16 protein-coding genes and 1 pseudogene are annotated in these 26,158 nt (G+C 41.8%); all 17 read left to right on the top strand.

Features of this window, described 5'->3' with window-relative positions; all coding sequences use genetic code 11:
- Position 1 precedes the first annotated feature (1 nt).
- The 17 genes and pseudogenes from DP117_RS35445 to DP117_RS19995 all read left to right on the top strand — a co-directional run bounded on the left by DP117_RS35445 (position 2) and on the right by DP117_RS19995 (position 25,488).
- On the top strand, positions 2–1,909 hold the full coding sequence (locus DP117_RS35445; protein ID WP_211176221.1) for a WD40 repeat domain-containing protein: 1,908 nt from the start codon (positions 2–4) through the stop codon (positions 1,907–1,909).
- A gap of 42 nt (positions 1,910–1,951) precedes the next feature.
- Positions 1,952–3,334, top strand: a complete 1,383-nt coding sequence (locus DP117_RS20065; protein WP_169220031.1) for a glutamine synthetase family protein — start codon at positions 1,952–1,954, stop codon at positions 3,332–3,334.
- 165 nt (positions 3,335–3,499) lie between these two features.
- Entirely contained in the window at positions 3,500–4,627 is a 1,128-nt protein-coding gene (locus tag DP117_RS20060) for an amidohydrolase family protein (RefSeq protein ID WP_169220030.1), read from the top strand.
- A 178-nt stretch (positions 4,628–4,805) separates the two neighbouring features.
- A complete protein-coding gene (locus DP117_RS20055) occupies positions 4,806–5,006 on the top strand; it encodes a hypothetical protein (protein WP_169220029.1) in 201 nt (66 codons plus the stop codon).
- A 449-nt stretch (positions 5,007–5,455) separates the two neighbouring features.
- Positions 5,456–6,895, top strand: coding sequence for a serine/threonine-protein kinase (locus DP117_RS20050; protein WP_169220028.1), 1,440 nt, complete (start codon positions 5,456–5,458; stop codon positions 6,893–6,895).
- Positions 6,896–7,113: 218 nt separating this feature from the next.
- On the top strand, positions 7,114–9,246 hold the full coding sequence (locus DP117_RS20045) for a caspase family protein (RefSeq protein ID WP_169220027.1): 2,133 nt from the start codon (positions 7,114–7,116) through the stop codon (positions 9,244–9,246).
- Positions 9,247–9,370: 124 nt separating this feature from the next.
- Positions 9,371–10,348: a caspase family protein gene (locus tag DP117_RS20040; protein WP_211176220.1), complete on the top strand. Its 978-nt coding sequence runs from the start codon at positions 9,371–9,373 to the stop codon at positions 10,346–10,348.
- Positions 10,339–11,841: pseudogene (locus tag DP117_RS37300) on the top strand (hypothetical protein); the annotation flags it as partial. The gene DP117_RS20040 and the pseudogene DP117_RS37300, both read left to right, overlap by 10 nt.
- A 360-nt stretch (positions 11,842–12,201) precedes the next feature.
- On the top strand, positions 12,202–14,265 hold the full coding sequence (locus DP117_RS37295) for a WD40 repeat domain-containing protein (RefSeq protein WP_169220039.1): 2,064 nt from the start codon (positions 12,202–12,204) through the stop codon (positions 14,263–14,265).
- Positions 14,266–14,977: 712 nt separating this feature from the next.
- A complete protein-coding gene (aroF, locus tag DP117_RS20030; protein WP_169220026.1) occupies positions 14,978–16,075 on the top strand; it encodes a 3-deoxy-7-phosphoheptulonate synthase in 1,098 nt (365 codons plus the stop codon).
- 682 nt (positions 16,076–16,757) lie between these two features.
- Positions 16,758–18,953, top strand: a complete 2,196-nt coding sequence (locus DP117_RS20025) for an anthranilate synthase (protein WP_169220025.1) — start codon at positions 16,758–16,760, stop codon at positions 18,951–18,953.
- A 288-nt stretch (positions 18,954–19,241) separates the two neighbouring features.
- Positions 19,242–20,093, top strand: coding sequence for an indole-3-glycerol phosphate synthase TrpC (trpC, locus tag DP117_RS20020; protein ID WP_169220024.1), 852 nt, complete (start codon positions 19,242–19,244; stop codon positions 20,091–20,093).
- Between the two features lie 88 nt (positions 20,094–20,181).
- The gene (trpA, locus tag DP117_RS20015; protein ID WP_169220023.1) at positions 20,182–20,997 is read left to right on the top strand and encodes a tryptophan synthase subunit alpha; all 816 of its coding nucleotides are present in this window, start codon (positions 20,182–20,184) and stop codon (positions 20,995–20,997) included.
- 274 nt (positions 20,998–21,271) lie between these two features.
- A complete protein-coding gene (gene trpB, locus DP117_RS20010; RefSeq protein WP_169220022.1) occupies positions 21,272–22,519 on the top strand; it encodes a tryptophan synthase subunit beta in 1,248 nt (415 codons plus the stop codon).
- Between the two features lie 389 nt (positions 22,520–22,908).
- The gene (locus DP117_RS20005; protein WP_169220021.1) at positions 22,909–24,657 is read left to right on the top strand and encodes an iron uptake porin; all 1,749 of its coding nucleotides are present in this window, start codon (positions 22,909–22,911) and stop codon (positions 24,655–24,657) included.
- 44 nt (positions 24,658–24,701) lie between these two features.
- On the top strand, positions 24,702–24,929 hold the full coding sequence (locus tag DP117_RS20000) for a hypothetical protein (RefSeq protein ID WP_169220020.1): 228 nt from the start codon (positions 24,702–24,704) through the stop codon (positions 24,927–24,929).
- Positions 24,930–25,155: 226 nt separating this feature from the next.
- Complete coding sequence (locus DP117_RS19995; RefSeq protein ID WP_169220019.1) at positions 25,156–25,488, top strand: hypothetical protein; 333 nt, start codon at positions 25,156–25,158, stop codon at positions 25,486–25,488.
- Positions 25,489–26,158: the final 670 nt, after the last annotated feature.

The following is a 26,158-nucleotide window of genomic DNA, read 5'->3' as shown; positions in this document are numbered from 1 at the left end:
TATGCAAGCTGGTCAAGATTTAAAAACCCTTGTGCAAAATAAATCTTCTTTGGCAGAATATCAAACAACCACTCCCTTATCTACTTTACTGAATATCCTCGTTAATATTCGTGAATATAATCAATTTGACATTGGTCAAATAATCAGCGACAGAAATAATAGATATAATACTGTGAGTTTGAGTCCTGATAGTAAGCTCATAGCTTTTGCTAATGATGGCGGTATTATTAAACTCTGGAACCGAGATGGTACTCTAATTCAAACCCTAGTTGGACATCAAAATCGAGTAGTCAGTGTGTCATTTACTTCTGACAATACTATTGTTTCTGCCAGCAAAGATGGAACGGTAAAACTTTGGCAATTGAATGGTAATCTGATTACAACTATACCTATCCAGATGCAGAGTAATTTAATTACAACTGCTGCAATCAGCCCTAATGGGGAAATTATTGCTGTTGGTAGTGAAGAAGGAAATATTGAACTTTGGAACCGCGATAGAACCTTGCTTAAAACTCTGTCTGGGCATAAAGGTAGGGTAACAAGTGTCAGTTTCAGTCCCGTTCGCGTAGCGTCCCCGCAGGGGTTTGGAAAAATTATTGCTTCTGGTAGTGATGACAACACTGTTAAACTTTGGAAATCCAATGGCACTCTGATTAGAACTCTCCAGGGACATACAGGTAGGATAAATACTATCAGTTTCAGCCCTGATAATAAAAGGAACATACTTGCTTCTGGTAGTGACGACCAAACTATCAAAATCTGGCAATTGGATGGTACTCTAATTAATACCCTTGTTGGACATAGCGATTCAGTAGCTAGTGTCAGTTTTAACCCTGATGGAAAAGCGATCGCTTCTGTTGACAAAGATGGCAAAATTAAACTTTGGCAACTAGATGTATCTCTGGTAACTAAATTAACTGGACATCAAAATGGGATAAAAAGCCTGAGTTTCAGCCCTAATGCAGATATTATAGCTTCCGGTGGTGATGGCACTGTAAAACTTTGGCAGAGAGATGGAACTTTAATTGATACCCTAACAGGATATGAAGGTTTGGATAATAGCCTCAGTTTCAGTCCAGATGGTAAAACTATTGTTGCTGGTATGAATCAAAGAACTGCTAAACTCTGGAAGTGGGATAGGAAGCTAATTAAAGCCCTCCCTGATTATGAAAATTGGCTAACAAGTGTCAGTTTTAGCCCCGATGGTAAAATTATTGCTTTTGGTACCGACCCAGGTATTATTAAAATCTGGAAGTTGGATGCTCCCACTCTAATTTCATCCCACCCTGAAGATAGCCATAAAAATTGGGTAAAAAGTGTCAGTTTTAGTCCAGATGGTAAAACTATTGCTTCTGGTGGTGATGATGATGATAGAACTATCAAACTTTGGCGTTTAGATGGGACTTTAATTACTACCCTAAATGGACATAGAAAAGATATTAAGAGTATAAGTTTCAGCCCTAATGGAGAAATTATTGCTTCAGGGAGTACAGATCAAACTATTAAACTTTGGCAACGGGACGGAAAACTAATCACTACCTTGACTGGGCATAGCGGTTCAGTTACAAGCGTCAGTTTCAGCCCCGTTAGCGAAGCGTCCCCGCAGGGGTTTGGAAAAATCCTTGCTTCTGGTAGTGATGACACAACTATCAAACTTTGGAAACGGGATGGAACTCCCATTACTACCCTCACAGGACACAGCGGTTCAGTCACAAGGGTGAGTTTCAGTCCCGTTCGCGTAGCGTCCCCGCAGGGGTTTGGAAAAATCATTGCTTCTGGTAGTAAGGATGGCAAGGTGATTTTGTGGAATTTGCAACTAGATGTTTTACTAGCACGAGGATGTCAATGGCTTCAAGATTATTTTGTGACTCATCCAGGAGCGCGTGATAAGCTGCGTTTATGTAACTAACGTTTTAATCTGTCTAACGAGCTTCCTGTTTAGCTTCCTGCGATGACTGAAAACCACACATTTGAACAAGTTAAAAAATCTCTTCAAGATGCTGGTATCTATTTTGTCCGCATTTTGTGGTGCGACAATGCCAACATTATTCGTGGCAAAGCTGTTCATTTGGGAATGCTGTCCCACTACTTTGAACATGGTGTGGGTATATCCGCAGGACAACAAGGGATTCCTGTAATGTACGATGCTGTTGTTCCCGAAACTGGTCTTAGTCCAGTAGGTGAAATCAGATTAGTGCCAGATTGGTCTAGCCTGACACCTTTGCCTTATTCTCCTGGTCATGCCCGTGTCATGGGAAATATGGTACATTATCGGGAACCTTGGGCGCTGTGTCCTCGGAATTTCTTGGTACGGATGATTGACGCTGCAAAATCTAAAGGGTTGGAAATTCGAGCAGCGTTTGAAAATGAGTTTTATTTGCTACAGCAAAAATCCCAAGAATTTGTACCAAGAGACTCGACTGTCTTTGCTTCCACTCAGGCGATGGACATGAATCAGGAAGTTATTGATGAAATTGCCCATGCACTTATTGCTCAAGGGATACCAGTAGAACAGTATTACCCTGAATCTGGTCCTGGTCAGCATGAAATTTCCATGCGATATACTGATGCTTTGCGTTGTGCTGACTGGCAGATTGCGTTTAGAGAAACAGTACGTGCTGTCGCTTGTCGCCACAACCTCACAGCTTCTTTCTTACCTAAAATCTTCCCAGATGCTGCTGGTAGTGGTTGCCACATTCATCTGAGTCTCTGGCACGGTGGACAGAATTTGCTAATCGATGTAAAACAAGGTGTCTGTGGTCTTTCTAAAGTGGCAATGCTTCAGCAGGGAGCCGCGCAAAGCGCGAACGCATTTATTGCTGGAATCCTGGATCATCTACCAGCACTCATGGCATTAACGACTCCTAGTGTCAACTCTTACCGTCGCATCCGTCCCCATAGTTGGAGTGGTGCGTTCCGTTGTTGGGGATTGAACAATCGTGAAGCCGCTGTGAGAGTACCAAGTTCTCCTGAAATGGTAGGTTCAACCCACTTTGAATTAAAAACCGTAGATGCAACAGCTAATCCCTACTTAGCTTTAGGTGCAGTCATCGCCGCAGGATTAGACGGCGTGCAACGGAAATTAGAACCACCAAATCCAATTGCTGTAGATCCCGGACACTTATCAGTAGATGAGCGCCGTGTCGCCGGTATAGATCCGTTACCTGCAAACCTTGGAGAAGCTTTAGCTCATCTCAAACAAAATGATATCCTCTTGAGTGCTTTGAATCCACAATTGTCGCAAGCTTTCTTAGCAGTACGTCAAGCTGAGTGGGAAGCGATGAAAGATTGGGAATTAATAGAAGAAGTTACACTTTTGCTAGAGCGATATTAAATTGAAATATAGTAATTTTAAATGATTCGTGAACACTCATCAGGGGAAAATGGGGGAAATAAGTCAAGATATTTTCTCATCCTCCTCATCTTTTTTATCCAATGCCTTGATTTCACAACTCAAACAAGACTGCTGTAGAATCTCTAGACGCATAAGGAAAGCTCTGTGAATCTCTCTGATATTCCTCTGATAGACCAACACGCCCATAATCTGCTTCGTCCTGAAGTAGCAGCCCGCGATCCTTACTCTACTGCTTTTACTGAAGGTAATCACTCAGAAATCATCAATTACCATGCTCGTCATACCTTCTTTTATAGGCGCAGCCTCAGGGACATTGCGACTTTATTGAACTGTGAGGCGCAAGAAGAAATGATTTTGGCACGTCGTGACAGCTTAGGTTTGGAACAATTAACACAGCTGTGTTTTAGCGCCGCCAATTTAGAAGCAATTTATTTAGATGATGGATTGCAAACCGACTCAATTTTACCTTTATCATGGCATGAAAAATTTGTCTGTGTGAAAAGGATTCTGCGGTTAGAAGAACTAGCAGAACAATTAATTCCCCAATCAGATTCTTTTGAGACTTTCTTAGAAAAGTTTAACAGCGAGATTGATCCACCGCCAGTTGGGGTTATCGCCTTCAAGAGCATTGTTTGCTATCGTACCGGTTTGGATATCCAACCTGTTCCTTTGGCAGCGGCTGCTTGTAGGTTCTATGACATGAAACAACAATTAGACTATCAATCAATACGCCTTACAGACAAAGTTTTAATTGATTTTCTTCTGCAACAGGCGCTTTTAGTTGCAGCAAAACATCGGCTACCAGTGCAATTGCATACTGGTTTTGGTGATCCAGATTTGGATTTGCGTTTTGCAAATCCTCTCTATCTGCGTTCTGTCTTAGAATCACCAGAGTATCGCAATGTTCCCCTTGTCCTTCTCCATGCTGCATATCCCTATATGCAAGAAGCTGGTTACTTAGCTTCTGTCTATCCCCAAGTTTATCTAGATTTTGGTTTGGCAATACCATTTCTGAGTGTATCCGGAATGCGGGAAGCGATGAGCAAACTCTTGGAGTTAGCTCCAACCACAAAACTAATGTATTCATCTGATGCTCACCAAATTCCTGAGTTGTATTATTTGGGAGCAAAGTGGGGGGTTCACATTTTGGGAGAAGTATTAGATCAAGCAATCCAAGATGGTGATGTGACTGCGATGGAAGCAATGGAAATCGCTCATGCAATCTTACGCGAAAATGCCCTCTGTTTGTACAACCGACGTGTCGCACGGTGAACTTGTGTTCAGAGGGAAGAAGAATGACTAATTTTTTCGTTCTGAAAAGTATTCATAACCTTCCTTGCAAAGCCTAAAGAATTGTATTTGTTTGAGGACTGGCACTTCTGTCGATTCATAATTCATATAGTAGATTCAGTTCGTATTGTTTACAAACTGCACATTCGGAGGTGCTAAGATGGTTCATACCTACGAAGTATTGGTGGATATTAAAGAATTTTTCGACAAAACAAATAATACCTGTCAAAACGGGACGACACGATACGAAATCGACGCAGAGTCAAAACAAAAAGCTGATAACATAGCACTCCACCAAGCTAGAAGTGAACATCCAAAAGGTACTGAATATGACGTGAGGGTAACAAGGTTACTTAGATAAAGCTCTCACTGGATGGAATTGTAGAAATTTTCTCATCGTTGATTGATCATTCGTCTTGCTACTTTGGACAACGCAAAAGCCCTTGGCTACAGCAATACACCGCGAAATATTTCGCGGTGTATTGGTTTGCTTGTTTTCTTTGGAGCTTTGCGCGATCGCTAGCCCCTTAGGGGGCCGGAGCTAACGCTTTCCTTACGCGCAAAGCCCCAGCGCATGAGCCTTCGGCAGTGAGCCTCATATCAAGTCCAGCTGATTAACGCTCTTTTATGACTCTGATTAGAGAAAAATATGTTGTATTTCCTCTAAACCTGTCAAAGTAGGCGATCGCTAACCAAGAACCCAAAGATCACAAGTGATTCACTGGACTCGATATTATGCATAATTTTGAATTTTCCACCTTATAATAATATCAAAAATCTTATTAATAATTAAAATTAAGAATTTTAGAAATGATTGCACAAATTAACCCAGGGACTTTAATCAATAATCGTTATCTGATTCAGAAAATTCTCGGACAAGGCGGGTTTGGACGAACTTACTTAGCATCCGATACTCAGCGCTTTGGTGAAGCCTGTGTTCTCAAAGAGTTTGTACCTGCAACCACCAAAGAGGAGATTATTCGTAAATCTAAAGAGCTATTTGAGCGAGAAGCAAAAGTTTTATACCAATTTGAACATCCTCAAATTCCCAAATTTCTGGCTTGGTTGACAGAGAACCAACGACTATTTATAGTCCAGGAATATATTGATGGTAAAACTTATGCACAAATTTTATCCGAACGTCTTTCTCGCAAAGGTAAACCATTTTCTGAAACTGAAGCCAGAGCATGGCTACTAGATATGTTACCAGTTTTGGAATATATCCATGAGCGCAAGATTATTCACCGAGATATTTCATTAGATAATGTCATGCTTCCTGTGAAGCAATCTAAACCCGTGCTGATTGATTTTGGAGTGGTTAAGGAGAAACTCACTCAGGTTTTCTCAGCCCAATCTCCACATCAATACTCACTTCAAGGTTCAATAGTAGGGAAAGTTGGCTACTCTCCACCAGAGCAGCTGCGTTTAGGACATTGCTATCCCTCCAGTGATCTCTACGCACTTGCGGTTTCTGCGCTTGTTCTTTTGACTGCAAAAATGCCACATTTGTTGATAGATACTTCTTTAAAATGGCAATGGCGCTCCTATGTCAAGATTAGTGACTCTTTCGCTCGCATACTGGAAAAAATGCTGGCAGAATCACCAACAGAGCGCTATCAGTCAGCAAAAGAAGTTCTTGTTGAACTTAATAAGAATCAATCCTCATTCTTAAGAGATGACTTAGTTTCGAGCCAGTTACCGAAAACAATTCAAATTAATACTGACACTTCTCAAGAGCAAGAAAAGCAAAATGAAATCAATACTAAATCGCATACACAAACGCCAGTCTCTCTCGAACCAGAATTTTTAGAGTTTGTGGGGCGAGAATTGACTAGTTTTATTGGTCCTTTTTCTAGTGTTTTGGTGAAACATACTTTGCAAGAAAGCCCAAATATACAACAACAAGAATTCATTGAAGCGCTAGCTGAAGCAATTCCTGATGCGCAAAGGGCGCAAGAGTTTAGAAATCGCATTCAACTTACTCCTGTTAAACCTAAGTCCAAAAAGCTTCAGAGTTCTACTAACTCACAGATATTTATCGAAAACTCTCCTGCAATTAGCAATCCGGAGTTTTTAGAACATTGTCGGCGAGAGTTGACTAGTTTTGTTGGTCCTTTTGCTAGCGTCATTCTCAAAGATACTTTGAATCAACATCCAAATCTCACTCCGAAGCAACTTATAGAAACTTTGGTGGCGGAAATTCCGAATGAGCAAAAGGCAAAAAAATTTAAAGAACGCTTTGAACAGTAAAATGCTTAAGACTGACGTAAAAATAACGTAATTGTGTCATTGTAACTGAGCACACTTGCGTTATTTTTCGTCAGAATTTTTGAGTTGCTCCCGGAACCGCGATCCACTGCATAAGTTATTTTTATTTACACCTATATAAATTGTAAGGATTTACGGTTGTTTCAATCAACTAAATTCATTCACACCTACCCTTGAAAACGTCTACAGGTTATTAACGAATGAGCTACTTATACGCTTTGTTAATAGGTATTGATTGTTATTTACCTAACAAATTATTCAATGGTGCTTCTTATAAAAGCCTTAAGGGATGCGTGCGTGATATTAACCATGTGGAAGCTTTCCTAAAGCGCCAGTTTAATCTACCATCTGAGCAAATTTACAAGCTAACAGCTTCTAATGTTGACGATTCTCCTATGCCATCCGAACCACCTTCAATGTGGCCAACCTACGAGAATATTGTAAAGAAGTTTAAAGAACTTACAGAAATTGCTCAACCTAAAGACCAAGTTTACATTCATTACTCTGGTCACGGCGGACGTGCAGCAACAATTTATTCAGAACTCAAGCAAGAAAAAGGATTTGATGAAACGCTTGTTCCCCTTGATATTGGTAAACCGACATCTCGTTATCTTCGCGACTTGGAGTTAGCAGCACTTGTGCAAAAGATGGTGGATAAAGAGTTAGTTGTTACAGTTGTGTTAGATAGCTGTCATTCAGGAGGAGCAACGCGAGCCGGAGATTCTGACATTCGTGGCGCTGACGCAAATACTGTTGACACAACGCAACGACCAACAGAAAGTTTAGTCGCATCGGCATCCGAATTGGTGAAGACTTGGCAAAACTTAACAGGAGGAACTCGTAATGCTGCTGCTGTAGGTGGGATGCTTCCGGATGTTAAAGATTATGTTTTACTGGCGGCTTGTCGTCCGTCGGAATATGCTTATGAATATGCCTTTAACGGTAAAGAACGTAACGGAGCTTTAACGTATTGGTTGTTGGATTCTCTACAGAACCGCAGTCTGGATTTAACTTATAAGGAACTCTACTCACGCATCAACGCCAAAATCCAGAGTCAGTTTCAGCAACAAACGCCCATGCTGCTAGGTGAGGATAACCGTTTGGTTTTGGGCACCAGCTACGAATCCCAGCAGTATGCTGTCACCGTGATGCAGGTAGATGAAGCTTCTAATCCAATCCGAGTTAAATTAAATGCTGGTATAGCCCAAGGTGTGGAGGAAGGCTTTGTGTTTGCTATTTATCCACGACAAATAAAGGATATTACCCAAGAAGACAAGCACTTAACTATAGCTGAAGTCACAGAAATCGGTGTCACTGATGCTTGGGCGGAAGTTATTAAGACGGTGCGTGCAGGAGAAATCGAGCCAGGGGCTAGTGCGGTCATGTTGTCCGCACCCGTGGATCTTATTCGGGGAATCCGTTTGATTGAATGCACACCAGAGAATACAAAATTGGAGGACTTACCACCAAAAGAAATAAATCAGCAAGCAGCTTTGCAAGCAGTTGCGATCGCCTTTGGCACTGCGCTGCGCGCAATCGCAGCTTCGGGAAATGGCTGGGTGAAATTAGTTGCGGATCAAGAAGTTGCTGACTACCAAATTTCTATCAACAAACTAGGTGAATACGAGATTTGTGAGCCAACGGGTAAGCCTTTGCCTAATTTACGACCTCCATTGAAGGTAGGCGAAACACATGCAGCTACTAAGTTGGTGAAACGCTTGGTGCATCTCACTAAGTATAAAGCTACAGAGGAATTGGATAATTTTGGGACGACTCTAACGAAAAAACTTGTGGTTGAGTTAGTTGGCAAGCAAGCTAATTATAGACGAAATCGGCAACCATCTCCTCAGCCATTTGATGACAAGAGTAATCCCAGTGTGCAAGCAGGGGAAACTGTCTTTTTGCGTATCCGCAATGAGTCCTCTCAAGTTCTCAACGTGGTTGTACTGGCTTTAAGTTCGGATTGGTCAATTTCCCAACTCAATATACTAGGAGACAATGCAAATTTTGTTCCTTTCGACCCCGGACAAGAAGAATGTATTCCACTCAAAATGAGTCTTCCAGAAGGTTATCAAGAAGGAACAGACATATTTAAAGTGTTTGTCACAGTTGAACAAGCTAACTTCCGGTGGCTGGAGTTACCGTCCCTTGACCAACCAATTCCCCCTAGTAGCACTAGAGGACTCAAAGCACCCAGAAATCAACTAGAAGAACTCCTAGCAACTGTGGGTGCTGATGACGAACCTTCCACAAGTAGAAACGTACAAGTTGTCGCCGATCCAAATCGTGGATGGACAACAAAACAGGTAGCCGTAAAAGTAATAGCGAATTAAATAGAGCAAAGCATTGCACGAGTGAATCTGTAGTTAAAACCAAAATCCCTGATTCTGCAATACTTCGTTATTTTTGCCTGGTGAGAGTCACACAAAAGTATTCATACAAACTAGGTAAGCAACAATGGTCCAAACAAATACGCTAGTAAAAGCACAGAAAATAACAAGTTTTAAGCGCAGTTTGGCAGTCGTTATTGGCATAAACGAATACCAAAACAAGATTCCCAAGTTACACACAGCAAGACGTGATGCTGAAGTTCTAGCGGAGATCTTAGCGAAAGAACATCAATATGATGAAGTGATTTTAATCACTGATGAGACTGAGTGTAAACCAACGCTAAAGAATTTATTAACCCTACTTGAGGAAAGACTACCCAAAGAAATTCAGCCGACAAAAGACGACCGTTTACTCTTCTATTTTGCAGGACATGGAATAGCACGCGATAGTCATAAGGGACCTGCGGGCAGTCTTGTACCACAGGATGCAGATTTAGAAAACAATAAAACTCTGCTCCCTATGCAGAAGTTACACGAATGTTTAAGCGCACTTTCCTGTCGCCACTTGTTAGTCATTCTTGATTGTTGTTTTGCTGGAACTTTCCGGTGGTCAAGTGCTAGATTAGCGACAGTCATTCCAACAGTCATTCGTAAAGAACATTACGATCGCTTTATCAAATCTCCTGCATGGCAAGCAATTACTTCTGCGGCGCATAACCAAGAAGCATTAGACATTCTCCGCGATAACCGAGGCGGCGATAAGCACTCACCTTTTGCTCTTGCTTTATTCAAGGCTTTGCGGGGCGAAGGAGATGTAATTCCTGCAGCTAAAAATGGCAAATCCGCAGGAGATGGAGTGATTACAGCAACAGAACTTTATCTCTACTTGCGCGACAATGTAGAAACTGCTTCTAATGAAAGTCAAACACCGGGGATATGGACTTTATCAAAACATGATAGAGGCGAATATATATTTTTAGTTCCTGGTGCCGATCCGAAATTAAAACCAGCACCAAAATTAACTGAAAAAATAATCCTTATCGAGGATTACAGTCTTTTGAAGAAGAGCATTCACAATTATTTTTTGGCAGAAAAGAACTGGTAGAGGAATTGTATGAGAAAGTTTACCATACCTCTAGGTTGCTAACTGTTGTTTCCGGAATTTCCGGTTCTGGTAAATCCAGCTTAGTTAAAGCGGGACTCATTCCTTACTTACGCCAGAATCATCCCCGAGAGTGGTACATTCTCAAACCTATGCGTCCTAGTGAATCTCCTTTTACAGCTTTCGCTATAACTCTTCTGTTAATTACTAATAATAACGATCTTGTTGTCAGCAAGCAGCTAGACAATTTACATTTTATTAATGAAATTCTAAAACAAGAAATTACAGCTTTAAACCAAAGAATTGATGATGGCGATGTAAATAGCGAAGAAGACGAAATTATCCAATTAGAACAAAAAGTTAATAAATACGAGAGAATTGTTAATATTTGGAAGCGAGGAACCAAAGAAGCAAAGCAGCGTTTAATTGTCGATCATTTTGATGAACTCAATAATTTATGTCACGATAAAAACGAACAAAAGCTTTTACAAGAGACAGTTTTAGATTGTCTCAATCCACTCAGCCAACGTTTACAAGACCCAAAAGAATTTATCAAAATTGTCAAAACATGGAGCGAACAAAGACTTGGAATCAGGCTGTTACTGGTGATAGATCAATTTGAGGAGTTAATCACCCTAAGTTCTCAGACTAAAGAAGATAAGCAAAACCAGCAACCGAATCTTACGGAATCGCAACAGTTCTTAAAACTGCTAGAAGCAACAATAGCCGCTAATTTGCCGCAACTGAGCATAGTCGTAACATTGCGCTCCGACTTTGAACCGCGTTTCCTCAACTCGGAAGCGCTCAAGTCATATTGGACACACGCTCGCTTCCCAGTCCGTGCTATGCGTTCCGATGAGTTGCGACAAGCAATTGAGCGTCCCGCCGCAGAAATGGCACTTTACTTTGAACAGCTTCCGGGGCAGCGAAATCCGGTAGACAAGTTAGTTGATGAAGTGGGGCAGATGCCCGGTGCCTTACCCTTGCTATCTTTTACACTCAGCGAACTTTACATTAAACTTGCTAAAAAGTGGGTTGAAGGGAAGAGTAGCGATCGCGCCCTGACACTTGATGCTGAATTCGACAAAGAGGGAGGCGTCGCTGGTTCTCTAACACGGAGAGCTAATAAAGAATATGACGAATTACCTGATGATGCTCACAAAGATACGATGCGGCGGGTGATGCTGCGGATGGTGACTATTGAAGGTGGGGAATCAGCACGGCGTCGGGTGCCATTATTGGAATTAGTGTATGCAGACAAGCATGAGCCAAGCAAGCCAGATGATGAGGAAAATCAGCGAGTTGAGTTAGTCCTGAAACGTCTTAATGAGGCTCGGCTAATTGTCTCCGGACAAGAAACTGGGGAACCTTATGTAGAGCCAGCCCATGATTTTCTAGTCAAAAGCTGGGATAAACTACAGAAGTGGCAACAACAGGAGCAGGAAGATTTACCCTTGCAACAGCGACTGACACCTAATGCCCTGGAATGGAAAAACAAGGAACAATCAGCAAGTGTTCTTGGAAAAGCTGAACCTGTCCTGAGCTGGTTTGATAAAAAAATCGACTCTGCTGAGGACTGGTTTAGCAAAATTAGGAAGGGTGCTCAAGAACGCCAACGAGAGAAAAAGGGGCAGTTTCTTTGGAATGGTAATCCCTACCTTGATGTTTTAAGAAAGAAACTCAAATCTGTTGATTACTGGTTCAACCAGATAGAATCTGAGTTTGTGCAGCGCAGTATTTGGCAAAGACGCAGGAATGTTAACTTGCGTTGGGGCATTGCGATCAGCGTAATTTTGGGATTGAGTTGGTTAACTATCTCGGCTTTAAGGGAACAGAGAAATGCAGTCACAGCTCAAATGAGGACTGCTAGACAATCCTCAGAAGCTGGCTTACGTACAAACAATCTAACATTAGATACCTTGATTCAGAGTTTACAGGCAGGAACATCTAATAAACATTGGCTTTTGCAACTAGTACCACCCGACTCACAGCTACAGAATCAACTTGTCGCTACCTTACGTAGAGCGATTCTTCTCAATAGAGAACAACAACGTTGGCAGCTACCTCAAGGTGAGGTAGTACAGGGTACAATTGTCAGTCAAGATGGCAAGCTATTGATAGCTACCACAACAAATGAACGTACTATCTGTGTGTGGGACTTAAAAAGTGAAAGTAGGCAGAAGCCTTGTAAAGAATTACCAGAAAATCTCCGGGTGACTTATGCTAAGTTTAGTCCCGATGGCACGAAACTAGCGTTAATGGGTGAAATGAGAGGGAGTGAAATGGGTGAGCAGTTTCCAGGTGTCTATCTATGGGACTGGAAAAACAATCAGTTGCATGAATCACCAAGGCTTCCAGGTGGAGTACGGAGTGTTAGTTTTAGCCCCAATAGCAAAAAACTGGCTTTTATTAGCTACAATCAGGATTATCAAGGTTTCGCTTACTTCTGGAACTGGGAAAACAAGCAGCTATATCCATTAACAAATAATGAAGTAAACGTCCAAGGCATTAGTTTTAAACACGATGATGGCAATCTGCTAGTAGCTACTACAACTAAAGATGACGATAAGACTGTCTCTTTATGGAACTATAACTTTAGTGAATTCACACTCTTAGGTAAGTTCAAAGTTAGAAATTCTTTAAATTCTAACGATATTAGTGTTAATAGTGCCGTTATTAGTCCCAACGGTGAGAGCTTGGTAATAGGGTTTAGTGGTCATGCACACTCGGAAGTAACTGATGGTCAGCTATGGAGGGTGGAAAATCGCACTCCGATAGAATTGGGTGAGTTTTGGGCAATTAATTATAGTCCCGATGGCCAACAACTAGCTGTTACGGATTATGACAATATTGATACTATCCGCTTGCTGGATATGTATAGGTATAGAAACCAATTCCAAGAATTAAAAGGTCATCAAGGCAACGTCTCTAATTTCAGTTTTAGTACCGATGGGAAGCAACTGCTTACAAGTGGAAATGACAATACTATCCGCTTATGGAATGTCGATGCAGAGGTTCAACTGTCAAGCCTGAGCCATCGAAAACTGCCAAGCTCTGTTCAGACGCTAAGTTTTAGTACCGATGGCAAGCAATTAGCAACGCTAGAAGATAGTCAGATTCACTTATGGGATTTGTTGTCAGTCCAACGTTTGAAGAAATTTTCACGGAAGTACAACCCCGAAAGTAAACTAATTTTTCGTCCGAAGAGTAAGCAATTGGCAATTGTTGAATCCAATGCTATCCATTTGTTGAATTTGGAGTCTGGTCAGGAGGAATTGACATTGTCAGGGGAGTACGACTCAGTAAGTAGCTTGAGTTTTAACTCGGATGGGACAAAATTAGCAATTCTACAAGGTTCACATACTTTGCGCGTGTTGGATTTGGAAAGCAAACAAGAGCTTAAACATAAACCTAATTGTGGGTATGGTGGCTACTCTCCTCAAAGCGTAATTTGGAAATTCGATGCTAAGGAAGATCAACTACTGGTGGCTACAAGCGAAGTTAGCGCTACTACCGTTGGAATCTGGGATTTCTTCTCCTGTAAGCAGCTGACATCGTTATATCTGAGAAGATTGGGCGATTCCGAGATTCCAGACATCAGCTTCACCAATGATGGCACTTCAGTACTCATTAGGAAAGTAGGAGTGAAAATGATCTGGTGGGATTTGCAAAGCAATCAGTATTTTGATTTAGAACAGCCAAGTTCTGGCGTTGGGTTTCTGAAATTTACCGAAATTAGTCCCGATGGTAGGGTCATAGCTACCATTGACGAGAATGGTCAAGCTATATTGTGGCAGCTAGGAGGATTAGATGAACTGCTAGAACGGGGCTGTGAACGAGTGCGTGGTTATCTAGCTACCCTTGATGAGAATAACAGCGATCGCCATCTTTGTGATCGCATCGGCAATTTTCAGAGATGATAAATAGACACGTCCGAAATATTAACTAGGTGTCAAAAAAATGATAGAACGGAATTTTGACCGCCTACCATCATGAAAAATCCACCTCATTATATTCAAGAATATCCGCACCGCACAAAACAAATACTGGAAATAACATTCGCTCTGAGGTAATAGCTAGTAAAAACTCGTTTTAGAATGTGCCTCATAATTTTGAGACATTCCCTAAGCATCAAAGTTATAACTTTTTATACACTATTCTAAGTGGAAATGATAATTTCATTGACACAGATTTCGCAATAAACCTTAATTTTTATCAACATAGGACTTACGCACTCGCGACGAAAAATAAGGCTTTGCGATTGCTTCCCTCCGGTCGCAATGACTCCAATTGCGTTATTTTTGCGTAAGTCCTGCAACAATTAGGCTACACACCAGGTAAGCGTTCGCGCAGCGTGCCGGAGGCATTCGCTCGTTAGGAGTCAGATAGTTCTCGCAGACCAACAGATTTTTCGCTTAAAATACACAAACTGTATTTTGTCAAGCCCTATTTAGATTCGTTTGCCCTGAAGCATTAGGCTGATTTTACAGGCGATCGCCTGCTCGAATGCATAAACTTTTTATCCTTACCCTATAAAAACTCAGAAGACAAAAAACGAGTTCAAAACGCCCAACTGACTTGGGCTGATAAAAACACAAACTAAAACCAAAACTCTTTCATGAGGTAAAAAAAATGATTGTCGTCATCAAATCCCAGACTCCCGCATCTGAAATTGAAAGAATCATTCAACAACTGAGTCAGTATCCCGTGACAACTGAAAAAATTATCGGTAAAGACAAAGTTGTCATTGGCTTGGTAGGTGATACAAGTGTTATTCATCCGGAACACGTACAACAAATCAGCCCATTTATCGAACAGGTGATTCGAGTGAAACAGCCTTTTAAAAGGGTTTCGTTAGAATATCGCTACGGGGAACCAAGCGAAGTTGTTGTTCCAACTCCCAACGGTTTGGTAACTTTTGGTCAAAATCATCCTTTAGTTGTTGTGGCTGGACCCTGTTCAGTGGAAAATGAAGAAATGATTGTTGAAACAGCACAAGTCGTAAAAGCTACAGGTGCGCAGTTTCTCCGGGGAGGAGCTTACAAACCTCGTTCCTCACCTTATGCTTTTCAAGGACATGGTGAAAGCGCCTTATCCCTGTTAGCAAAAGCCCGCGAAGTCACAGGTTTAGGGATTATCACAGAAGTGATGGATACAGCTGACTTAGATAAAGTTGCAGAAGTTGCTGATGTGCTGCAAATTGGTGCTCGCAATATGCAAAATTTCTCCCTGCTGAAGAAAGCAGGCGCTACAGGTAAACCAATTCTGCTCAAGCGGGGTCTGTCTGCGACAATTGAAGAATGGTTGATGGCTGCTGAATACATTCTGGCAGCTGGCAATCCAAACGTAATTTTGTGTGAACGCGGAATTCGCACTTTTGACAAGCAGTACACTAGAAATACTCTGGATTTATCTGTCGTACCTGTTTTGCGTGGACTCACCCATTTGCCAATTATGATTGACCCCAGTCATGCAACCGGTCACTCTAAGTATGTACCTACAATGGCAAAAGCAGCTATAGCAGCTGGTACAGATTCCTTGATGATTGAGGTTCACCCTAACCCTTCTAAAGCACTTTCAGATGGTCCTCAGTCTCTGACACCAGCAGATTTTGTGGAACTTATGCAGGAAATCGCTCCTCTGGCTCAATTCTTCGGACGTGGGACAAAATCTGCCTTTACAAGTATGACACAATTTGGTACCAAAATCCCTTTTACTGTGGGTGTCTAAATTGAAAAAATCAACAGTGGTTTATCTAGGGTAGGCGATGTCACATTGACACTAATTCATTCATCGATTTGCCTACCCCAGATTCTTTAATCATCCTGAAATTATTTCGTTAAGGCAATCATGTGTGCATATTATTTTCTCAGTTTGACTATAAATAAATACGCACCAACCAATTTACTGGGATTTTCCTATCCCAAATCCTAAAGCTAAAACAGACACTGTTGTTACATTTTCCGAAATTTTAGACCAACGACTTAACTTGACAAAATCGCAGAACTGCTTACCAAGATTTGGTAGATACCAGAAATGATCATAGGCGCAATACATAATTTGATGCTAAATGCTCCCAAACCATTTATTTTTCATAACTGCATAAGTTGAATTATCTTGCTTCTACTTAATATCTGGTAGTTATTGTCAACCGGCAATCACTCACAAATGAATGATGGTCAACGTTAGATTTTAACTCGTACTCTATCAAGGCAATGGCTCAAGAGTAGATAAAAAAACCACAAAGGCGCAAAGAGCGCAAAGGAAGAGGAAAAGAAGATGAATCTGAAAGTTGATCAACTAAGGATTGTTGGTGTAGCAGACTACTAATACACTGTATGCTACTCAGTTACCAAGTCGCCAAATTATCCCAGTAATGATTTTTTAAGTCAGCTTTAAGAGGGTCATATCTATGTCTTTTGACACACAATCCTACACAACTCAAGGTGGAATCTTTGTATCACGTTCTGTCACAAATACTTCGATAGATTCAGCAATTGACGAGGTTTTGATACGTTTAGATTCTCAACGCGGTGGCTTACTGGCAAGTAGCTATGAATACCCAGGGCGCTACAAACGATGGGCGATAGGTTTTGTCAATCCACCTTTAGAACTTGTTACGCGAGATAACACTTTCACTATTACGGCACATAATGAACGAGGCAAGATACTACTAGATTATTTGGCAGAGTGCCTATTGCACCAACCATATCTTGAGGCTGTCGAAAAAGAGAATAACTGTATTATCGGCTCTGTTAAACCAACAGAACGTTTATTTTCAGAAGAAGAACGCAGCAGACAACCATCTGTTTTCAGCGTTGTTCGTGAGATATTATCTATCTTCAGTAGTCCAGCAGATGAAAACTTGGGACTTTATGGTGCATTTGGGTATGATTTGGTTTTTCAGTTTGAGCAAATGCCAAAGCGTCTGGAACGTTCATCTGACCAAAGAGATGTGGTACTCTATCTACCCGATGAATTGTTAGTGATTGACTACCACCTGCAAAGAGCATTCAGAATCCAGTATGATTTTGTCACTAAAAATGGTAGCACTCGTGATTTACCTCGTACGGGTGAAGTTATAGATTACCGAGGTAAACGTTTGAGTGTCACTCAAAACTCTGATCACGCACCAGGTGAATATGAACAACAAGTCATCAAAGCACTCGATTACTTCCGTCGCGGCGATTTATTTGAAGTTGTTCCCAGCCAAAGCTTCTTTCAAGCCTGTGAAAAATCCCCAACTGAACTTTATCGCACGCTTAGGGAGATTAATCCCAGTCCTTATGGATTTATCTTTAACTTAGGTGGAGAATATCTGATTGGTGCATCTCCAGAAATGTTTGTGCGTGTTGACGGCAGACGTATTGAAACTTGCCCAATCAGTGGTACAATTCGTCGAGGAAAAACTGCGATTGATGATGCAGCACAAATCCAAAAGCTGTTGAACTCGCGTAAAGATGAATCTGAACTCACCATGTGTACCGACGTAGACCGTAATGATAAGTCACGGATTTGTGAGTCGGGGACTGTGAGAGTGATTGGTCGTCGTCAAATCGAATTGTATAGCCATCTGATTCATACTGTAGACCACGTGGAAGGCATCATGCGACCAGAATTTGATGCTGTGGATGCATTTCTGACGCATTTGTGGGCAGTTACAGTGACAGGAGCACCAAAACGTTCAGCGATGCAGTTTCTGGAACAGAATGAGCGCAGCCCCAGACGTTGGTATGGTGGGGCAGTTGGATACTTAACTTTTCAAGGTAATTTGAATACTGGTCTAATTTTAAGAACTATCCGACTAAAAGACTCAGTTGCACAGGTGCGAGTCGGTGCGACAGTTCTTTATGATTCAGAGCCAGAAGCAGAAGCACAAGAAACGATTACTAAAGCTGGTGCCTTGTTCCAAACACTTAGCACAGTTGTTCATAAGAGTGCAGATTTGTCAAGCTTGTCAGACCTTGACATTCAAGAAGCGAATCCAGGGGCGGGCAAACGTGTCTTGCTCGTTGATTATGAAGACTCATTTGTGCATACCTTAGCAAATTACATCCGTCAAACTGGTGCCAGAGTGACAACACTACGACACGGTTTTGCAGAATCAGTCTTTGATACAGAAAAACCTGACTTAGTTGTATTATCTCCTGGTCCTGGAAAACCAAGTGACTTTCGTGTTGCAGATACAATTGCAGCTTGCAAGAAACGACAAATTCCTATCTTTGGCGTGTGTTTAGGATTGCAGTCGATTGTAGAGGCACACGGTGGAAAGCTAGGAATTCTGGATTATCCCCAACATGGTAAGGTGTCTGAGGTTTCTGTTGTGGATATAGATTCTGTTGCCTTTAAAGGCTTACCACAGTCCTTTGAAGTTGGTAGATATCACTCGTTGTATGCACTACCAGAAAGCCTACCCGCAGAACTCAAAGTGACAGCTATGTCCGCAGATGGTGTGATTATGGGCATTGAACATCAAACATTACCAATTGCTGCCGTTCAGTTCCATCCAGAATCCATCATGACTTTGGCAGGAGGAGTGGGTTTGACAATTGTTACAAATATAGTCAGTGAATTTACGACTAAATATCGCTCCTCAGTTCTTGCATAATCATTTTTCTTCTAACCCTCTGCTTGTAGGCTACTGTGTATACACATCTGGTTCGAAACCTCACCCTCGCTTTTAGCTACGCTAAAATCTTTCCCTCTCCTTATTAAGGAGAGGGATGCCCGATAGGGCAGGGTGAGGTTCCGAAATCGCGGAGAGGGATGCCCGATAGGGCAAGGTGAGATTCCGTAAGTCCTACAGACAGGCTGCGCCAACAAAGTAGCGTCTGATAGAGAAGGAATTTTGGGTTAGGTTTCCCATTCTTCAACTAATAACCACTTCTTCAAAAAGATGATAAATTCTTACCAGCAACCAACTCAAGGAACAGCACAGTCTGCCAAACCACGTCATATTCTCGAAGAAATAGTTTGGCACAAACAGCAAGAAGTTGCGCTCATGAAAGAGCAATTGCCAATAGCCGATTTAAAACTTCAGGTTAGTCTTGCTCCTCCTATGCGAAACTTCTTAAATGCTCTACGGCAAAATCCTACCAAGCCCAGCATTATTGCTGAGGTAAAGAAAGCTTCGCCAAGTAAAGGAGTTATTCGTGCTGATTTTGAACCAGTCAAAATTGCTCAAGCATATGAACGAGGCGGTGCAACTTGTCTTTCTGTGTTAACTGACGAAAAATTTTTTCAGGGCAGTTTTGAAAATTTGCGAGTCATTAGAAATAGTGTAGAATTACCGCTTCTTTGTAAAGAGTTTGTCATAGATCCTTACCAAATTTATTTAGCACGAGTCAATGGTGCAGATGCAGTACTACTCATTGCTGCCATATTAAGTGACGAAACGCTGCAAGATTTTCTGCACATTGTTCAGCATTTAGGTATGACTGCATTAGTGGAAGTGCATACTTTAACTGAACTTGACAGAGTACTAGCGTTATCAAATGTACAACTCGTCGGAATCAACAACCGCAATTTGGAAGACTTTAGTCTTGATATAGAAACAACTAAACACTTGTTGGTAGAACGTCAAGAAAGGTTAAAAAATTTAGATATTACGGTTGTGAGTGAGTCTGGTTTATACACATCTTCTGATTTAGCTTTTGTCGCCCAAGCTGGAGCACAAGCTGTTTTGATTGGAGAATCTTTAGTCAAGCAACCTGATTTAGAACAAGCTGTCAAGCAATTAAGAATGTGAAATTGTTCATTCTTCCCACAGAAATTTTGCATTTTTCATTCTGGCTTTCCCCTATTAACTTGTTGTTCGCTTTCGGTAATTTATTAAGATGACTTCAATTTCTGAACACTTTGAATCTTTACGCGCCAAAAACCAGTGTGCTTTAATTCCTTTTATTACAGCTGGTGATCCTGATTTGGAAACAACAGCCGAAGCTCTCAAAATTTTAGACGCAAGTGGTGCAGATTTCATTGAATTGGGAGTTCCCTATTCTGATCCCTTGGCTGATGGGCCTGTTATTCAAGCCGCTGCAACTCGTGCTCTCAAAGCGGGAACTCGCTTAGCTCAAGTTTTAGAAATGGCGCAGTCAGCTACTCGTAGTTTGCGATCGCCACTCATTCTTTTTACCTACTATAACCCAATTTTAAATCTGGGTACCCAGCAATTCCTCAAGCAAGTTGCTCCTACAGGAATCAAGGGGTTAGTCGTACCCGATTTACCCTTAGAAGAAGCAGATCATGTGTTGAAGTCTGCTGATAGTGTAGGAGTAGAAGTCACATTGTTGGTGACACCTAACAGTTCAAAAGAAAGAATTGAGGCGATCGCCCGTCAATCTCGCGGATTCATCTACTTAGTCAGCGTCACAGGTGTAACAGGTGTACGTTCAACATTGCAAACCCGAGTCAAAGACGTACTCCATCAAATCCGCAGTGTCACCAACAAACCAATAGGCGTTGGTTTTGGTATTTCCGGAGTCGAACAAGCCCGTCAAGTCAAAGACTGGGGCGCAGATGCAGTCATTGCAGGAAGCGCTTTTGTCCAACGCTTAGGAGAAACCACACCATCTCAAGGGCTGCAAGCTATAAAAGATTTCTGTAGCGATTTGAAAGCAGCAATTACCCCCGCTGTAGGAATTAAAAATTAAGACGTTGCATATTCTTTGCGCCTAGCCCCGTTCGAGGGCGCTGCGCAAATGCGTCTTTGCGTGAAACAAAATTAGGATTTACGCAAAAACCCTTTTAAACTCTCTTAACTATGCGCCAAGGGCGCACGCTGCGCTAACGTGCTCTTTGCGTCCTATGTCCTTCGGACACGCTTCGCTAATGCGGTTTATTTTTTCATTATTTTGCCTAAGTCCTGAAAATTCATCGCATCAATTGAAAATTCCAAATACCAAATTTCAAAACAAGGAAATTCCAATGTTAGCAAATAACCAAAACACTAATACTTCCACTCCACAAACTCCTCGTGTACCAGATACCTTCGGTCGATTTGGTCAATTTGGAGGCAAATACGTACCCGAAACATTAATGCCGGCACTTTCGGAATTAGAAACAGCATATCAAAAATATCGCAACGATCCAGAATTTCAATCAGAACTACAAGCACTCTTACGCGACTACGTAGGACGCGCCACTCCTTTATACTTTGCTGAACGACTCACTCAACACTATGCCAAACCAGATGGTACTGGAGCGCAGATTTACTTAAAAAGAGAAGACTTAAACCATACAGGCGCTCACAAAATTAATAACGCCTTAGCTCAAGTCTTACTCGCCAAACGTATGGGTAAACAGCGAATTATCGCAGAAACCGGAGCCGGTCAACATGGTGTTGCAACTGCTACAGTCTGCGCCCGTTTTGGTCTAGAATGCATGATATACATGGGCATCCATGACATGGAACGACAAGCCCTGAATGTGTTTCGCATGCGATTGATGGGAGCAGAAGTTCGTCCAGTCGAAGCAGGAACAGGAACTCTTAAGGATGCAACATCTGAAGCGATTCGGGATTGGGTGACGAATGTAGAAACCACTCATTACATTTTAGGTTCTGTTGCAGGCCCTCATCCTTACCCGATGATGGTGCGAGATTTTCAAGCAATTATTGGTAAAGAAACTCGTGCTCAATGTCAAGAAAAATGGGGAGGACTACCAGATATTCTACTTGCTTGTGTTGGCGGAGGTTCTAATGCAATTGGACTTTTCCATGAATTTGTCAATGAACCATCTGTACGCCTGATTGGAGTAGAGGCGGCGGGTGAAGGAATTGAAACTGATAAACATGCAGCAACTTTGACTCTTGGTAGAGTTGGTGTTTTGCATGGAGCGATGAGCTATGTGTTGCAAGATGAAGATGGGCAGATTACAGAAGCACATTCTATCAGTGCTGGGTTAGATTATCCTGGCGTTGGTCCGGAACATAGTTATTTAAAAGATGTTTTACGCGCCGAGTATTACAGTGTGACTGATGCTCAGGCGTTGGAGGCGTTTCAGCGTTTGTCGCAACTAGAAGGGATTATTCCGGCGTTAGAGACTGCTCATGCGATCGCCTTTCTAGATACTCTTTGTCCGCAATTAACAGGAAGTCCAAAAATTGTGATCAATTGCTCTGGACGTGGTGACAAAGATGTGCAAACTGTTGCTAAGTTTTTAAATCCTGCGTAACAACATGTTTGTAAGTTTTGTCAGTTTTTATCAATGAAGGCAATAAATAGGGGGATAGATGAGGAACTCTCGCCTTTCCTCCGCTTTTTTTGTCACCTTTCTTGAGATAATAAGCTTGTGTATAAAACACTTTTTTACCTAAAACTTTCTAACTAAAACACGTAAGAATTCAGGAGCGGAGCCGGAGCCGCTCCGCCTCCGGTCAGAATCCAGGAGTCAGAATAATTAAAGAATTAGGAGAACATTTGATGCATGAATATACCAATCATACTAGACTCCTTACAAATTCTGACTTCTGACTCCTGAGTGCTGAATTCTTACTAAAAGACTTTTAGAAAGCTTTTTTGTTATTAAGTACAAATTTGAAGGTTTCACAAACAAACAGCAATATGCAGAATAAAATCTTGTCAAGAAATACCTCTTTTGCTACCAAGATTTCCCAAAAACTTTTGAAAAACACTGTAGTCAATGGAGTGAATATCCTCACTTTATCACTCCTAACTATATATCCAGCAAACGCAGAAACTCGTGTTTCTTTTCCTGGTGTCGCAGCTTCTGGAAACAAACTTCAGGCACAAGGGAATACATCTTCTAAGAGTCAGGTTACTAATGTTAATCAGCTTTCTGATGTTCAACCCACTGATTGGGCAGCTCAAGCATTGCAATCTTTGGTAGAGCGGTATGGTTGCATAGCTGGGTATCCTAACGGAACTTATCGCGGTAATCGAGCAATGACTCGTTATGAATTTGCTGCTGGGTTAAATGCTTGTTTGGATCGCATCAACGAATTGATTGCACTAGCCACAACAGATTTGGTAAAAAAAGAAGACTTGGTAACTTTGCAAAAGCTACAGGAAGACTTTGCTGCTGAGTTAGTAACTTTACGAGGTCGGGTAGATACGCTAGAAGCACGTTCAGCTGAGTTGGAAGCCAATCAGTTTTCCACAACAACCAAGCTGCAAGGTCAAGTCATTATCTCGGTAAATGCTGGTGGATTTAGTAGCGATCGCATAATTAACCCTAATTCCAGCTCTGGTAATCCCACAGGTACTGCAATTACCAGTCAACCTAATCCCACAGTGTTGTTTCGAGCAGGTGTAGATTTAAACACTAGCTTCAGTGGAACTGACTTACTAAAAATTCGCCTTGAGACTGGAAGTGGTCTTGATAGTAATCTCAGTAATGGTGGGAAAGACAATGCTGCAGGTTTGCTTGAGCCAAATTTTGGCAGTGTTACAGACTACTCAGTCAAGCCACCCACAAATGGTGAATTCGGTCTTAGCAGACTGTATTACAATTTTCAACTAGCTAAAGACTTAAAACTCACTCTTGGTCCGACTATTTTGGCAACCGATTTGGTAGACTTCAACAGTTACTCTTACCTTAGCTTCCGGGACTTTAGTACTCTGGCTTTCGTAAATAACTTTATTCTTTTCCCAGTCAACGGTCCAAGTGCAGGGGCAGCAATTGACTGGAAACCAGGTCAAGGAGCATTGTCCGTGCGGGCTTTGTATGTAGCAGCAGACGCAGCAAATCCTGGCAATCATGGATCGGGAGTACTTCAGAGTATTTCATCATTCACAAGTATTTTATATCCTAGTGCGACTGCTAAAGCTGGTGGTGCTCCCAATGTTAACCCGAATATTACTACAGGCGAGCGGGGCTTATTTGGAAGTACCTATCAAACTACGGCGGAAATAGAATACGCACCTTCTAGAGCTTTTGCTTTGCGTCTGCAATACAGTGGTGGCGAAGTGTTCAGCAATCGCTTTGATGCCTTTGGCGTGAATATTGAACTAACCCTTGCACAAAAGTTTGGTATTTTTGGTCGCTACGGTTACGGTAGCTACAGTGACACCGAAAACTTTGGCGACATTAAACCCAATTACTGGATGGCGGGGGTTGCAGCGCGAGACTTGTTTACACGCGGTGCTTTAGCAGGAATTGCTGTTGGTCAGCCATTTATTGCGAGTCAAATTGGCGATTCAACTCAAACCAATTTCGAGGCGTTTTATAACTATCCGTTTAGTCGAAATATCCAACTCACTCCATCTATTCAAGTGATTACCAATGCTGGAAATCAAGATAGCAATGGCACGATTGTAACAGGTACACTTCGTAGTGTATTTTCCTTTTAGGATATATTGGATGGGTCGAGATTATTTAAAATTTTAATTTTGGAATGAAAGCGAAAGCTGCCAGCGTTGGCGGCTTTTTTGTAGTTCGCTATATCTATCTGAAAGCCCTGCTATATAAGGGTTATAAAATGTGCATCTTAGGAGCGACGCCTGACGGGGCGCTACCCGTTATGAATGGAAAAAACACTCTTTCCCCCTACACCCCTATGTTTCTTGAGAGCTACATAATTTTTATTGGCTTTGATCGCGCTCAGAAAGAACTTTTGCTTTAATACTGAGTGACCAAATACCATCAGTTTTTCTTGGTGCAAGATTGTGAGGTAAACTGGGAAAGTTGGTTTACAGAAACTGGGTTTCCCAAGTTTCGGAGAATATGGCTATCCTACGGCAAAAGCGCATACGCACGCTTTTCAAATTGCATCCAGGCGAGCAAGCATCGCGGTCGCAGGATACTGTCGATATCAAGCTACGTTGGAACAGAAATAACAGGATAAACACATGGCGCGTTTAGAACTCATTTCTCTTTACTGCGAAAAAACCGAAGATACTGTCGGCTCTGATGAGATTTACTTTGTCATTAACGGTAACCAAGTTGGAGGAGTGAATACCATTAATGCCAGAGAAGGTAAAGACTTAAGATATATTTCTAATATCATCTTTGATCGCACTGCTGAAATTGCACTGTACGACAAAGACACAGGTATCTTTAACGAAGATGATCTCGTTGGCAGCGTGACCGCTACCAGCGGCCAGGTTGGAGAAGGAGAAATTACTGCTAAGTTTAGTCGAGGTGGCTCAGATTACACCTTGACCTGGCGAGTTCTGGCGTAGTTCAAATATCTGGGGCTAGAAACTGTAACCTAAAAGCTATTCAAGTCTCATCAAAGATCATCAATTTTGAGTAGGTATAGCTAAAAGATGCTAGGATATTCGATATATTAACGGTTAACAACCGTGCCGTCAGAGGATAACCCTTCCAGCAAACGACTGGCGTTTGATAAACGTGCCACAGGCGAAGTGCAAGCTCCATAGACAGAGGATTGTTAGTAGCGCCTCACTCAGAAGTTTCCATAACTTCGATACATATAGCGGTCAGTTAGACCGTGCTCGCGCCTGTGGACTGGTAGAAGCCGACTTCTCCAGGATGAAGCAGGAAGTAAACGTAGCGTAGCGGTTCCTCTTAGGAACTAGCCAAGCGCAGTTGAATAGCTTTGATTAGCATTGACTAAGCTTGAGCAGGATTTATATAACGGAAATTCCCTAGATATCATGCGATAAGTTGGATGGAATCAGTAGATGTTTATTGACCTGCTTTCAATACAAAACCGATCTTGGTCATACGACCAGGGTCGGTTTTTTGTTTGGCTGCGGTTATTCTCCAATTAGGGATTGAGTCTAAAAGTGTGAGAAATAGTGCCACTTACCGCCTGAAGACATAATTTTTAGCTTAAGCTGAACTTCCCTGATTGACAAAAGGCGTATGCAGTGTATCTCAAGGGTT

This window comes from Brasilonema sp. UFV-L1 (genome assembly GCF_012912105.1).
Classification (GTDB): Bacteria; Cyanobacteriota; Cyanobacteriia; order Cyanobacteriales; family Nostocaceae; genus Brasilonema.
The sequence above is the reverse complement of the archived record's forward strand: the minus strand, read 5'-3'. Positions and strand labels throughout refer to the sequence as shown.

Excerpts from the sequence above, each read along its gene's own strand:
- DP117_RS35445 (WP_211176221.1), top strand. The coding sequence starts at position 2 with ATGCAAGCTGGTCAAGATTTAAAAACCCTTGTGCAAAATAAATCTTCT.
- DP117_RS20065 (WP_169220031.1), top strand. The coding sequence starts at position 1,952 with ATGACTGAAAACCACACATTTGAACAAGTTAAAAAATCTCTTCAAGAT.
- DP117_RS20055 (WP_169220029.1), top strand. The coding sequence starts at position 4,806 with ATGGTTCATACCTACGAAGTATTGGTGGATATTAAAGAATTTTTCGAC.
- DP117_RS20050 (WP_169220028.1), top strand. The coding sequence starts at position 5,456 with ATGATTGCACAAATTAACCCAGGGACTTTAATCAATAATCGTTATCTG.
- DP117_RS20045 (WP_169220027.1), top strand. The coding sequence starts at position 7,114 with ATGAGCTACTTATACGCTTTGTTAATAGGTATTGATTGTTATTTACCT.
- DP117_RS20040 (WP_211176220.1), top strand. The coding sequence starts at position 9,371 with ATGGTCCAAACAAATACGCTAGTAAAAGCACAGAAAATAACAAGTTTT.
- DP117_RS37295 (WP_169220039.1), top strand. The coding sequence starts at position 12,202 with ATGAGGACTGCTAGACAATCCTCAGAAGCTGGCTTACGTACAAACAAT.
- aroF (WP_169220026.1), top strand. The coding sequence starts at position 14,978 with ATGATTGTCGTCATCAAATCCCAGACTCCCGCATCTGAAATTGAAAGA.
- DP117_RS20025 (WP_169220025.1), top strand. The coding sequence starts at position 16,758 with ATGTCTTTTGACACACAATCCTACACAACTCAAGGTGGAATCTTTGTA.
- trpC (WP_169220024.1), top strand. The coding sequence starts at position 19,242 with ATGATAAATTCTTACCAGCAACCAACTCAAGGAACAGCACAGTCTGCC.
- trpA (WP_169220023.1), top strand. The coding sequence starts at position 20,182 with ATGACTTCAATTTCTGAACACTTTGAATCTTTACGCGCCAAAAACCAG.
- trpB (WP_169220022.1), top strand. The coding sequence starts at position 21,272 with ATGTTAGCAAATAACCAAAACACTAATACTTCCACTCCACAAACTCCT.
- DP117_RS20005 (WP_169220021.1), top strand. The coding sequence starts at position 22,909 with ATGCAGAATAAAATCTTGTCAAGAAATACCTCTTTTGCTACCAAGATT.
- DP117_RS20000 (WP_169220020.1), top strand. The coding sequence starts at position 24,702 with ATGAAAGCGAAAGCTGCCAGCGTTGGCGGCTTTTTTGTAGTTCGCTAT.
- DP117_RS19995 (WP_169220019.1), top strand. The coding sequence starts at position 25,156 with ATGGCGCGTTTAGAACTCATTTCTCTTTACTGCGAAAAAACCGAAGAT.